This is a genomic window from Stomatobaculum longum, assembly GCA_000242235.1.
In the GTDB taxonomy this organism is placed as follows: Bacteria; Bacillota; Clostridia; order Lachnospirales; family Lachnospiraceae; genus Moryella; species Moryella longum.
Map to the genome: position 1 here is coordinate 142,692 of JH590861.1, position 12,938 is coordinate 155,629.

General features: G+C 49.8%; 8 protein-coding genes, 1 tRNA gene and 2 pseudogenes. 9 read left to right on the forward strand and 2 right to left on the reverse strand.

What is annotated here, in order from left to right; genetic code table 11:
• The coding region (locus HMPREF9623_RS00635) for an LPXTG cell wall anchor domain-containing protein (RefSeq protein WP_009531954.1) at positions 1-259 on the forward strand (259 nt) is incomplete at its 5' end.
• Positions 260-419: 160 nt separating this feature from the next.
• Here the strand turns inward: HMPREF9623_RS00635 and HMPREF9623_RS00640 are convergent.
• Positions 420-1,307: a YitT family protein gene (locus tag HMPREF9623_RS00640; protein ID WP_009531955.1), complete on the reverse strand. Its 888-nt coding sequence runs from the start codon at positions 1,305-1,307 to the stop codon at positions 420-422.
• 449 nt (positions 1,308-1,756) lie between these two features.
• On the opposite strand from HMPREF9623_RS00640, the gene mgtE reads away from it, so the two are divergent.
• From mgtE to rlmD, 6 genes are all read left to right on the forward strand, one after another.
• Positions 1,757-3,151 (forward strand): magnesium transporter, encoded by a 1,395-nt coding sequence (gene mgtE, locus HMPREF9623_RS00645; protein WP_009531956.1) that lies wholly within the window; start codon positions 1,757-1,759, stop codon positions 3,149-3,151.
• 263 nt (positions 3,152-3,414) lie between these two features.
• Positions 3,415-4,557 (forward strand): CAP domain-containing protein, encoded by a 1,143-nt coding sequence (locus HMPREF9623_RS00650; protein WP_009531957.1) that lies wholly within the window; start codon positions 3,415-3,417, stop codon positions 4,555-4,557.
• Positions 4,558-4,608: 51 nt separating this feature from the next.
• Positions 4,609-4,683 (forward strand) — tRNA-Pro (locus HMPREF9623_RS00655).
• 169 nt (positions 4,684-4,852) lie between these two features.
• Positions 4,853-5,635, forward strand: a complete 783-nt coding sequence (locus tag HMPREF9623_RS00660) for a Cof-type HAD-IIB family hydrolase (protein WP_009531958.1) — start codon at positions 4,853-4,855, stop codon at positions 5,633-5,635.
• A gap of 29 nt (positions 5,636-5,664) precedes the next feature.
• The gene (locus HMPREF9623_RS00665; protein ID WP_009531959.1) at positions 5,665-7,470 is read left to right on the forward strand and encodes an aminopeptidase P family protein; all 1,806 of its coding nucleotides are present in this window, start codon (positions 5,665-5,667) and stop codon (positions 7,468-7,470) included.
• Positions 7,471-7,501: 31 nt separating this feature from the next.
• Positions 7,502-8,695, forward strand: coding sequence for a 23S rRNA (uracil(1939)-C(5))-methyltransferase RlmD (gene rlmD, locus HMPREF9623_RS00670; protein WP_009531960.1), 1,194 nt, complete (start codon positions 7,502-7,504; stop codon positions 8,693-8,695).
• A gap of 410 nt (positions 8,696-9,105) precedes the next feature.
• Here rlmD and HMPREF9623_RS00675 read toward each other — a convergent pair.
• Positions 9,106-10,090 (reverse strand): annotated as a pseudogene (locus HMPREF9623_RS00675) (IS30 family transposase).
• Positions 10,091-10,258: 168 nt separating this feature from the next.
• Here HMPREF9623_RS00675 and HMPREF9623_RS00680 point away from each other — a divergent pair.
• Together HMPREF9623_RS00680 and HMPREF9623_RS11750 are read left to right on the forward strand one after the other, a co-directional pair.
• Positions 10,259-12,559 (forward strand): SIR2 family protein, encoded by a 2,301-nt coding sequence (locus tag HMPREF9623_RS00680; RefSeq protein WP_009531962.1) that lies wholly within the window; start codon positions 10,259-10,261, stop codon positions 12,557-12,559.
• A 91-nt stretch (positions 12,560-12,650) separates the two neighbouring features.
• A pseudogene (locus HMPREF9623_RS11750) lies at positions 12,651-12,884 on the forward strand (VirD4-like conjugal transfer protein, CD1115 family); the annotation flags it as partial.
• Positions 12,885-12,938 lie beyond the last annotated feature (54 nt).

A 12,938-nucleotide genomic window follows, 5' to 3' on the forward strand; every position in this document is an offset into this window, starting at 1 on the left:
GTCCGAGCCGACTTCCGACAACAAGCCTGCCATGTCCGAGCCGACCCCGCAGAAGAACGCGGACCGGCAGGGCGACAGTAAGCTCGCGGATAAGAACGGCGGCAAGAAGCCGTCCGCAGCGCAGGGCAATGTACTGCAGGGCAGAAAGCGCCGTCTCCCGAAGACCGGTGAGGCGCCGCTCGCGCTGAACTACGCAGGTCTTGCGCTCGGCATGCTGCTCGCAGGCTTCGCGGTCGCGAAGAAGAAAGAAGAGCGGTAAAAGCCCGAGAGCCCAAAAAACCGGCACCTGCAGGCAGAAACAGGTAAGAAGAAAGGCGCTGTGCGAAAGCACAACGCCTTTTTGCGTGCGGATGACGGAAGAGCGTGAAAGGACAAATAAAAGAGGCCGCGCGTGCGCACGACCCCTGAAACATTGGTTCTTACAGTCGCTTGATAAAGTGGCCCTCGATGCTGACCTTCTCATTGATGACGACAAAAGCCTGCGGATCGATGCTGTAAATCACAGTCTTCAGCTGGCGCACTTCGTACTTCGAGACGGCGCAGAAGAGAACACGGGTTTCTTCATGCGTGTAAGCGCCGTGCGCGCCCCAGGTGGTGACACCGCGTCCGAGCTGCTTCAGAATCGCTTCTTCGAGCGAAGCGTCCTTGCTCTTCGTGATAATCGTGACCAGAACATTGATGTTCTGGGTGTGCATTCTGTCCTCGGCGACCGTGCAGACTGCTGTGCAGATCAGAGAATAGATGACAATCTGGGCGTTGAAGAGGAAGAGGCAGATGCCGTACAGCACGATATTGACGCCGATACCGACCTTGGCGACGCTGAAGTCCTTTTTCCACTTGATGAGCAGAAGCGCAATGACATCCATGCCGCCGGCGGAAGCGCCGTTACGGAGCATAACACCGAGGCCGAAACCGGAGACCAGACCGCCCACAATACAGGTCGAGAGCATGTCATCCATGACATGGACAACCGGAATCACGGAGAGGAAGAAGGAAATCAGGCTGGTCGTAAATAAGGTCTTCCAGAAAAACTTTTTGCCGATGGCGCGCATCGAAATCAAGATGACCGGGAAGTTGACGCAGTAGTAGATGATACCGGCGATATCAAATTTACCGGTGTTCAGGTGCAGAAGAGAGACCAGACCGGTGCGGATTAACTGGCACATACCGAAGAGGCCGCCGGAGTACAGTTTTGCCGGGACAATAAACCAGTTTGTCGCTGCGGCATAAATCAGAGCGCCTACGGTTGCGCCGAGCAGCTGCGAGAGCAACGCCTTTTGTTCCGCGCGTTTTTTATCGAGTTCCATGAGTTGCTTCCCCCTTTTTGTTCGTGGAAGTATCATATCATAAGAGTTCCTGTAAAGATACAGCGGAAGCGGCTTTTTCTCTTGCAAAAGCGGTGGTTCGAAGATTGTTTTTTCCAAAGGGCAAAGCAGCTTTTTTCTTGAAATGAAAAAGATAGAATGTTATAGTTTCAGTGTATGTCTTAATAAGAGTAACAGTTATAACGAACTATAGAAGAGAAGGAGGTGACCGGGATGAGTGACAGTGATGGTGGAGGTCGAAGTAAGATCGCAGCGGACAGGATGTTCGCCGGAATGTGCCTCGCGCGATATTCCGGGAACCTTTTGCATTTTCAGAAGTAGAGGAAGGCTTTTGCCGCTCTCTCCTGTTCGCCGCGCCTCCGGTTTGACTGTCAGTGCGCAACCAGTCAACGAGCTGCCTGAGCAGCTTAGAAGAACAGAGAGGAGAGAGTATGGGAGATAAGGGCATGAAGACCCGTGAAGAAATCCAGCAGGAAATTCTGGAAATTCTCCGCGGGCGCAAATCACCGAAGATTATGCGCGATGAGCTCGACGAATATCATGCGGGCGATCTCGCGGCAGCGCTGGATCAGATTACGATTGAAGAGAGAGAGCGCTTTTATCGCCTGGAGAGCGATGAAGATCTCGCGGAAGTGCTGGAGCACTGCGACGAGGCGGATAAGTACCTGGAAGAGATGAGTCTGCACCGCGCGGCCAGCGTGCTCGCAAAGATGGAGCCGGACGTCGCGGTTGACCTCATGAAAGAGACCGACTCCGTCAAGAAAAAAGAATGGCTCGAGCTCATGGATGCCGAGTCGAGAAGCAGACTGCAGAGTCTCGCATCCTTCGATGAAGATTTAATCGCGAGCCGCATGACGACGAACTTCGTCTGGCTGTACAGCAATATGACCGTGCGGGAGGGCATGAAGTCTCTTGTCGAGCAGGCGGAGGAGCACGACAACATTTCGGTGCTCTATGTGCTGGACCCGCAGGGCGTCTTTTACGGTGCAATCAACTTAAAGGATTTAATCATTGCCCGCAGGGACACCGAACTTTCGGACATCATCATGACACAGTTCCCGTATGTCTACGCCGATGAGCGAATTGAGGACTGCATCTGGATTATCCGGGATTATTCCGAGGAGAGTATTCCGGTCCTTTCTTCCGACAACCACATCCTCGGCGCAATCACCTCGCAGGAAATCGCAGAGGTAGTCGGCGATGAGATGGGAGAGGACTACGCAAAGTTGGCAGGTCTCTCCGCGGAGGAAGATCTGAACGAGCCGCTGCAGCAGAGCGTCAAGAAGCGTCTACCTTGGCTTATTTTGCTCCTTGGCCTCGGCATGGTCGTCTCGACCGTAGTGGGCCTCTTCGAAGGCGTGGTGGCGCGCCTCACGATTGTCATGGCCTTCCAGTCCCTGATTCTGGACATGGCCGGAAATGTCGGTACCCAGTCGCTCGCTGTCACGATTCGCGCTCTGATGGACGATCAGCTCACGCCGAAACAAAAGTTGAAGCTGATTCTCAAAGAGGTCAATGTCGGAACACTGAACGGTGCGGTCCTCGGCGTGCTCGCCTTTGTCGGCGTCGGTGTCTACATCGCGTTCTTCAAAGGCATGCCGATTCACTACGGCTTTGCAATTTCCGGCTGTATCGGCATCTCCCTCGTTGTCGCAATGTTGATTTCGAGTCTGGTCGGCACGGCCGTCCCGATTTTCTTCAAGCACATTCATGTAGATCCGGCAGCGGCTTCCGGTCCGTTGATTACGACCATCACCGACTTGGTCGGTGTCGTGACCTACTACGGTCTTGCGTGGCTCCTCCTGCTGGAGTTTATGCATCTGTAAACAAAAGAGAATAAACACCAAAGAGCTGCTTTCCCTGACCGGGAGAGCGGCTCTTTTCTTTGCTCTGTTGACATCTTCCGGTGACTCTGCAATACCTACACGATGATTGCTGTACCAATTCCTTTGTCCGCTTAGCCGCCTTTTCAAACGATAACAGTATGTTGAGAAAATGTGAAAACAGCCGTAAGTTCTTAGACTTATCAGAAGATACATGCTAAACTGTAGTTATTACAAACCGTATCAGGATTTCTTGGGAGGTGCTTATGAAAGTGTGGAGGAGATTTGTGTGTGCGCTGTCCGTGGCCGCGGTTTCCGCGGCGCTGGCTGTCCCGGCGCTCGCCGACGGCGCGCAGTGGAAGCGAAACGACCGCGGCTGGTGGTATGAGGAGGCAAACGGTGCCTATCCGACCGATGCGTGGCGTCTCATCAACGGTAAGTGGTACTATTTTGATGCCATCGGCTATATGGCAGAAAGCCGCTGGATCGGCAACTACTATGTCGGCGCCGACGGCGCAATGCTTGCAGGTACCTGGACGCCGGACGGCTACTATGTGGATGCGAGCGGCAAATGGGTCGAGGGTCTTCGCCAACCGGTTGTAGAGGCAGAGCCTGTCCGGCGGGTCGGCAGCGGGGGTAACCGAAGCACCGGCAGAAGCGGCGGTGGCGGCGGAAGCAGAAGCGGCGGCAGAAGACGCGGCGGTTCCGGCGGCGGAAGTACGGCGGGCACGACTGTGACGGCATCGACGCAGGGACAGGAAAGCGGCAATTCTTCGAATACGATGGTGAATGCAAACACAGGCGCTCAGAATGCCGCAAATACAGCTACAGCGGCGGCACAGACCGAAAGCGAAGAGACGAGAGTCATTGCAGCTCTCCAGGCGCAGGGACTTACCGAGAAAGAGGCGAAGCTCTACTATGATATCAATGCCTACCGCGAGAGCCTCGGCCTGCAGAAATTATCGTTCTCGAAATCGCTGACCACGGTTGCGAGAACGCATGTGGTGGATGCCAATGCTTACAACCCGAAAGATCAGGTCGATGCGAGAGGCGTGCAGGGCAATCTGCACAGCTGGTCTTCGCACGGCAACTGGACACCTGTGGTTTACACCGGCGACCACCTGTATGCGTCCGCCATGTGGAGTAAGCCGAGGGAGCTGACTTCCTATCAGGGCAACGGCTATGAGAATTCAGCGTGGTCCAGCGGACTTCTTACCCCCGAGGTGGCTTTGGATCTCTGGCAGCACTCGGAAGGCCACAACGCCGTCATGACAACCCAAGGCGCTTGGTCCGACTTAAAGACCATGGGCGTCGGCATCGACGGCAGTTATGCCTTTGTGTGGTTTGGCAAAGACGCGGATCCGGCCGGGTACTACGATGTTCCGGATTATCAGGTGCTTCGCCCGTAACAAAAACAACTTGCTTTCTGAGCCCGCTCTGCTATAATAAAATGCGTGTTGCGGGGCGTGGCTCAGTTTGGCTAGAGCGCACGGCTGGGGGCCGTGAGGTCGCAGGTTCAAATCCTGTCGCCCCGAGTTGAATCAAACAGGAGATTCCCGAATCTCCTGTTTTTTTGTTACAAGTCGCAATGTCCGCGCGGTTATTTTTATTTGCGATAGCTAAGTTCGCGGGCGCATCTCTGTATTTTTGCGGGAACACATGGTATAATTGCACATGTGTCAGCGCGATAAAGGATTTTTTTCTATGAAAAAGATGGTAGCCTTTGATTTTGACAAGACACTCTATGACCACAAGGCGCTTGAGATTCCCGCCAGTGCAAGGAGAGCGCTGCGGGAACTGCGGGAGCGGGGACAGCTCGTAGTGCTTGCGACAGGAAGAGACATGTCAACGCATTACTCCCGCCCGTTTCTGGATCTGGTCAATGCGGACGCCCGCGTGGAGCAGAACGGCGCCAAGGTGGTTGCCGACGGCAAAGTGCTCTTTGAGCACTTCATTGACCGCGCGCTTCTTCGGCGCATGCTGGACTACGCAGAGGAGACCGGCATCGGTTTCGGTGTCACCATAGAAGATGAGGACTACTACATAAACCCCGAGCGCATCCGCGAGGCGGAGATGCAGCGCTGGGGGCAGTGCGGTCGGCAGTTCAAGGACGCGTGGGCGCTCCTCGACAAAAAGATACGCACGGTCAACTTTATCGGCACGGAAGAAGAGGCAAGAGCCATGGAGCGGGCATTCCCGACTTTACAGCTTCGCATGTTCTCCGTGAACTACGGCGCGGACATCATTGAAAAAGGCATCAGCAAGGCAGAGGGATTAAAGAAACTCTGCGCGTATTACGGCTTGGAAATGCGCGATGTCTATGCGTTCGGCGATTCCTTTAACGACAGCGAGATGCTCGAAGAGGCCGGTGTCGGCATTGCGATGGGCAATGCGAAGGAGGAGCTGAAGGCCATTGCGGACTATGTCACAAGCCCGATTGACGAAGACGGTATTTGGAATGCCTGTAAGCACTTTCAGCTGGTGTGAGTGCCCGGGGAAAAAACAAGGAGGCCGATATGAGAGAAGAACTGAAACAGTTTCGCGAGGCGATGAAGAAGCGTGGAGTCACGGTCTATTATCAGCCGTATTCCGATGCACACGGCAGTGAGGACATCAGTGCCCGCGATCAGAGCGTGCGTGAAATCAGCGGTTTTACCGGAGATTCCTGCACTTTGGTTGTTCTGGAGAAAGAAGCATACATCTGGACCGACAGCAGATTCTTTGTGCAGGCGGAAATAGAATTAAAAGACAGCGGCGTCGGCCTCATGAAAGCGGGCGTTCCGGGAACCCCGTCGATTACCGCTTATCTCGAGGAGAAGTTCCCGGAGGGCGGCACGCTCGCTTTTTATGCGCCGCTGCTCGGCACCAAGACCGGCAAGGAGTTGAAGGAACTCGTTGAGAAGAAGAAAGGCAAGCTGATCACCGATCTTGACCTCGTCGACGATATCTGGAAGGATCGCCCGGAGAGAAGCCATGAGCCGATCTGGGTGCATGAGCTGAAGTACACCGGCGAAGAGGCGAAGAGCAAGATCGACCGCGTGCAGGAGGCTATGAAGAAGCTCGACAGCACAGTCTTCCTGACCGGCAGACTGGATGAGATTTCCTGGGTCACGAATCTGCACGGCTCCGACATTGCCTGCAACCCGGTCTTCCTGTCCTACCTGATGGTGAAGCCGCGCTCCGCAAAGCTCTTCTGCCAGGAGAACGCACTCACGGAGGAGGCGAAGAAGTATCTCGCGGACCAGGGTATCAAGACCGGTTCCTATGACGATTTCCTCGCTGAGGTCGGCAAGCTGAAGGACGAGCGCGTCCTGACCGATCTTCGCGATTTGAACTATGCGGTCTACAATGCGGTTGCCGACAAGAATACGATTGTCGATGCGCTGAGCCCGATTTCTCTGATGAAGATTGTCAAGAACGAGACCGAGCTGCAGGGCTTCCGCGACTGCCACGTCCGCGACGGTGTGCATCTCACCAAGTTCCTCTATTGGCTGAAGAAGACCATCAAAGAGGGCAAGGCGGACAACTATACGGAATACGATCTCGGCGAGAAGCTGAATTCGTTCCGCGCAGCGGATCCGAAGTACATTGAGCTCAGCTTCCCGACCATTCCGGCTTATCAGGCCAATGCGGCAATGGCACACTATATGCCCTCCAAGGAGCAGAGTTCGGTTGTGAAGCCCGAAGGTCTGTTCCTCGTGGACTCCGGCGCACACTATCTGGACGGCACGACGGATGTCACGAGAACCATTGCGCTCGGCGATATCACGCCGGAGCAGAGCCGCGACTATACGCTTGCGGTCATCGGCATGCTGAACCTCATGTTTGCGGTATTCCCGTACTACGCGACCGCACCGAATCTCGACACCTATGCGCGTCAGACCATGTGGAGATACGGCAGAGACTTTGGCCACGGCACAGGTCACGGCGTCGGCTTCGTGAACAATGTCCACGAGCTTCCGGTCTCGGTGCGCCCGTGGGTACATCCGGACTACAGAAGAGAGGTCGCTTTTGAGCCGGGTATGGTGACGAGTGACGAGCCGGGCGTTTACATTGACGGCGCTTACGGCATCCGCATCGAGAACATGCTGATCTGCGTGAAGGATACGGAGCACGAGGGCTTCAACTGCTTCGAGAACCTGACCTGGGCACCGCTCGATCCGGACGCTCTGGATCTCAGTGTCATGTCGAAGGACGATATCCGCCGCTTTAACAAGTATCAGAAGCGCGTCCGCAAGACCATTGCGCCGCTGCTTCCGGAAGAAGAGAGAGAATGGCTCATTCATGAGACAAGAAAAATCCGCCGCGAGAAAAAGCACTGAGCGGCACAGTAATCCCGAAAAGAAGGCGCTTTTGAAAAAAAGCGGCGCAGCGAAACCAGCTGCGCCGCTTCGCGCTGTCTCCGAGACGGCGCGCTGTCCCCATGAGAAGCGCTGCGGCGGCTGTTCTTACAGCGCCCTGCCCTATGCGGAACAGCTTCGAAAAAAGCAGAGAGAAGCAGAGAAACTGCTCGGCAAGTTCTGTAAGGTCGAGCCCATTGTGGCGGCACCCGAGCCGCTGCACTACCGGAACAAGGTGACGGCGAGCTTCGGTTTTCAGAATAAGAAGCTCGTGGTCGGCGTGTACGAGCGGGACAGCCACAGGGTTGTTCCGATTGACCACTGCCGCATCCAGAACCGAACGGCGGATCGCATCATTCACATCATCCGCGATTTGGCGGTTTCCTTCCGCCTGAAGGCCTATGACGAGGATCTTAGAATCGGGACGCTCCGCCATGTTCTGGTTCGCACTTCCGAGGCGACCGGTCAAATCATGGTGGTGATTGTGACCGGCACGCCCATATTCCCGGGCAGCAAGAACTTCGTCACGGCCCTCAGAAAGCAGTGTCCGGAGATTACGACCGTCATCCAGAACATCAACCCGCAGAAGACCAGCATGATACTCGGCGAGCGCGATAAGGTACTCTACGGCAAGGGTTACATCGAAGATGAACTTCTGGGGCTTACATTCCGCCTCTCGCCGGCCTCCTTCTATCAGGTGAATGCGAAGATGACCGAGAAGCTCTACGAGATTGCGCTCTCGTTTGCGCAGCTCACGCCGAACGACACGGTGCTGGATGCCTACTGCGGTGTAGGAACCATAGGCATGGCGGCTTCCCGCAGCGCGGGACAGGTGATCGGCGTTGAGCTCAACAAGGCTGCCGTGCGGGATGCGATTGCAAACGCGAAGCGGAACGGCATCGAGAATATACGTTTCTTTGCGGACGATGCGAGTGATTTTTTGCTGCGCGTCGCGGAGAGCGGCGAGAAGCTCGATGTAGTGATTATGGACCCGCCGCGAAGCGGCAGCACCGAGCGCTTTCTGCAGAGCGCCTGCAAGGTGAAGCCGAAGCGCATAGTCTATGTCTCCTGTAATCCAGAGACCCTCGCGCGGGATTTGCAACTCTTAAAGCGTTGGAACTACCACTGTGAGCGCATTGTACCGATTGACAATTTTCCGTTGACGGAGCACTTAGAGTGCGTGGCGCTGCTGGAAAAGAAGTCATAAAAATAAAGAACAGCTGAAGCAGAATAGCTGAAGCAGAATAGCTGAAGCAGAAGAGCTGAAGCAGAATAGCCTCCCGCCGTCTCTTAAAAGAGAGAATGGCGGGAGGTCTTTTTATGGCGTGAAACGTAAAAGTCCGGTCAAGCTGCGCGCCTGTAAGTTGAAAGTGGGCTGATCGACGGGGTACTGTCTCAAAGAAACAAAATGAGCAGTGGATGAAATTCCAACGGCTCTTTCGTATAATGGATGAGAATAGAAGTGAAATCAGATCGCAAATTGCAATAACAAGTTGAACATTGACAGTTGAATAAGTCCTAAGCACACAGGATGGTTATCCTGGAGGAATGGTTACATTCCTCTTATGTTGTTCATAAGCACAGAGCGAGCAGACAGTCAGCCTGTGCTACCGAACGCTACGCGACCACGGTGTATATCCTGTCCGGTTCGTCCTCAAAGAGCTCATCCGGGGTACTGTAACCGAGTATCTTCCTCGGAAGGCTATTGCACCAGACTTCGATCTGGCAGATCTGCTCGTTCGTGAAGCTTTCGATCCTGCAACCCTTGGGGATGAATCTGCGGATCAGGTCCTCCAGTCCAGACAATAGCGAGAACTCGGAGCCGTTGTCCGTGGTGATCGTCTTGAAGACATCATCCCAGTGTTCTTCGTACTGGGATCTGACCTCCCGAAGCGCTTCCATGACTCCGTTCGGATCGCGGCCCGGTATGCGGATCATCCGGTATTCGCGGGTCTTCCGTTCGCTCATAGTAAGTAGTGCGTCATCGTTACCGCTTTTTGACCCGATGACCAGGTCCACCTCCCAGTGTCCGAACTCCGTACAATTTTCGATGCTGGCTGGCCGTTCCTCGATGCTTCTGCCCAGAACTCGCTTGTTTTTGCGAACTCGTGCTGTTTTGGGTAAGCAATGCAGCTTTTCCGGAAGATCAATGTTTCTGATGTTCAGAAGCCCAAGATCTGCGTAGCCGTAAAGCGTTTTCGTGCAGACGATCTGCTTCTCTGGTGAATGTTCCATCCTTCAGAGCGCGGTGGACACAGACATCCAGCGACCATTCGTCTTCAAAGAAGTGCTCTTCTACATAAGATACATAAGAGATGAAAGCGCTCTTTTTAAGAAGATCATAGTGACGGCAACAAGCTTCACGATTCTTCTCGTAGGCGGCCTGCCCGACTTTTGCCTTGTAACGGAAGATGTTGCCCCTATAAAGAGTGACGGTACCGCGTTTGATCTCGTTACGAACGGTGTTGGGCGCGCAACCTAACTCTCCGGCAATCCTGTTGGGTGTCCATCCATCTTTGAGACGAATTTGAATGACAACACGTTCTTCAAATGAAAGATGTTTACCTTTCCTGTGTTCAGTTGTAGAATGTACTTGGTTTATAGGGTCTTCTCCTTGTAAATGATGATTGAGCACATACATTCTACCAAAGAGAAACTTTATGGACTTTTCAGTATACCTGTTCAACCTGATTTTACAATCGGCCGTATAATTCTTGTTTAAGAATTGGTTTGTATTTGATATTTAAAACTTTTATGGAGGAAGATAGATATGGCAATTCATGATGATTCGATTGATTGTGTAGAAATATTCAAAGAGGCATTGCAATCGGGGATTAATTTGTTTACTGGAGCTGGTTTTTCTAAACTTCCAGATGCGGAAGGGAATTTGCTCCCAGATGCAAATGAATTATGTCCCCAAATATGCGAACGTTTTGGTATAGATGCGAGATACAAAGATGATTTAGAAAGACTTTCTAATATTGTAAATATACATCACAAAGACGCTTTTCAAAAATATTTGCGTGAAAAATTTACGGTTTCTTCTTATAATCATCAATATGATATATTGGATAGAATTTATTTGCATTCCTACATTACAACAAACATTGATAATATTATTCAGTGTGTAATGGATTCAAGTAAAAGATATAGTCTGTTTAATATTTCTGAGTATGGTGCAAAGCGCAATGCATCATCTCTTCCATTCATTCCTTTGCATGGAAATGTGAAATATTTAAATTCCCATCTTTACTTTGGGAAAAATGAACTTGCAAATGTAGATTCAGATAATAAAGATTTATTTGATTTGATGCATGCCAAGTTGCTTGAGGCTCCGACATTGTTTATAGGTTATGGATTTCACGATAATGCTGTAGAAAGAACGATTTCAAAATTATTACAGGAAGGCAATCAGGATGTTTGGGTTCAATGTATGCCAAGTAGTGATAATATTGATTATTTTCGTGATATGGGATGCCATGTTATTGTGGGGACGACAGAAGAACTATTGAAATGGATTGATTTAAATATCCCCAACCAGGAAAAAATCTCGAACAATATAAATATAGATTCTCTTCGTCCTTATGCCATCCCAACTATTAATCAATTGGAAGTCGTACAAAGAGAAGATTACTATACTAAAGGCTATACACATTGGTATTGTATATTGTCAGATTACGCATATCAAACAAAAAATGTAAATGCGTTATATGAAGCTGTTCTTAAAAATAAAAATATAATAGCAGTTGGAATTCCATTCTCCGGTAAGACTACGCTTATGATGCAAATAGCTGCTAAAGCGCAGGCAGAATACAAGATAATTTTATCAAATATTTCTGTAGAAGAAGCACAGCGAATTATTAACCTATTAGGTGGATCCAAGGCATTGGTTTTTGTAGATAATTGTTGTGATGATATAACGGTTGTAAAATTGCTTATGCAACAAAGCAACTTTGGGGTATTAGGCTTTGCTGATGATTATGCTTTTGAGTCTACGAAACATCTTCTTGAAGGTGTATCAGTGAAGCGAAAAGATATAGGGGAATTAACAAGGGAAGAAGCACAGGGAATTTTTAATAAGATCCCTGTAAATTTTAGGAAACAAGAAGATTTATCATATAAAGATTCAGAAGATGAAAAATTCTCTATTCTGGAATTTGCTTCTCAAAATATAAAAAATATACTTACATCGAATCGTGTAAAAGACTTATTGGAAAGGGTTAACGAAGCCTCAGAAAAAACTTTTGATATTATTGCATTAAGTACCTATCTTACTTGCAATAAATCTTGTCTTAACATGGATGTGCTTTGTGCATTTGAGAATACTACAAATTATAGAATTCTCAGAGAGTATATTGATGCTACGCAAGGATACCTTAGTGAAATTAATGTTCCATTATCACAAGATATTGATAATCAAGACTATTATGAATTGAGATCTAATTTGTTTGCGAGATTAGCGTATAAAGTATTAAAGTCACATTTTAAAGAAGAATTTAGTGCTGTAGTTCGCAAATTAATTTTGAGTGTGTCACCATACAAGATTTATCGGTATCATGTGTTTAGACGTAGTGCATTTGATGGGAAATTATTTTCAGACTTGTTTGGTGACGATGCCTATAGTTTATATGAACGCATTTTTCAATTTGATAGTGGTGCATATACATTGCAACAGATGGCGTTGTATAAATCTCATCGTCATGACTTTAATGGAGCTTTTGAAGATATCGATAAAGCTATAAGTATAAATGGTTCTAACTTTAGCATGAAGAATTCACATGCAATCATATTGTTTGAGGCAAATAAAAACAAGAGAACTTCTATTTCTGAGGAAAGTATTGTGGAAGCAATGAATACTTTAAGAAAATGCTTTAGTAGTGATAAAAGAAAGGTCTATCACGCACAAAAATTTGCTGAATTTGCTGTATATTTAGCTAAAAACTGGAGGGATAGTTCTTACTTAGAAGAAGCAGAAAAATGGTTAGTACAACTCATAGGGACACAGGAATCTACCAGTTCATCTACGAAGAACCTTTTAAGACAGGTACGTAGGGAATTATCAAGAATATAATGAAGTTTATATTAACTACGATGTTTTACTGCCCACTCATTGTTAAAATGGGTGGGCAGTTTTTATTTTTGAATTCATCACTTGACATTGTGGCAAAGATCTGCTCTCCGTCGATGAACTGCAGGTACTCGATGGTAATAAATGTATTCTGCAGCTGCGCGGTGTGCGCCCTTTCATGTCGGATAAATATGATCTGACGAAACATCCCAATTATCAGCTGACCGGGGACTATGACAAGAAACAGATGTGTGATATCGAGAAGCTCCTGAAGCATGGGCTGAAGCTACATCCCGACGATCAATATGAAGTTGTAAATGTCGGCTGACATCCATGTGTCTACATGATAAGATCAAAACAGAAATCATCAAATCAGAATTTA

Excerpts from the sequence above, each read along its gene's own strand:
- HMPREF9623_RS00640 (WP_009531955.1), bottom strand. The coding sequence starts at position 1,307 with ATGGAACTCGATAAAAAACGCGCGGAACAAAAGGCGTTGCTCTCGCAG.
- mgtE (WP_009531956.1), top strand. The coding sequence starts at position 1,757 with ATGGGAGATAAGGGCATGAAGACCCGTGAAGAAATCCAGCAGGAAATT.
- HMPREF9623_RS00650 (WP_009531957.1), top strand. The coding sequence starts at position 3,415 with ATGAAAGTGTGGAGGAGATTTGTGTGTGCGCTGTCCGTGGCCGCGGTT.
- HMPREF9623_RS00660 (WP_009531958.1), top strand. The coding sequence starts at position 4,853 with ATGAAAAAGATGGTAGCCTTTGATTTTGACAAGACACTCTATGACCAC.
- HMPREF9623_RS00665 (WP_009531959.1), top strand. The coding sequence starts at position 5,665 with ATGAGAGAAGAACTGAAACAGTTTCGCGAGGCGATGAAGAAGCGTGGA.
- HMPREF9623_RS00680 (WP_009531962.1), top strand. The coding sequence starts at position 10,259 with ATGGCAATTCATGATGATTCGATTGATTGTGTAGAAATATTCAAAGAG.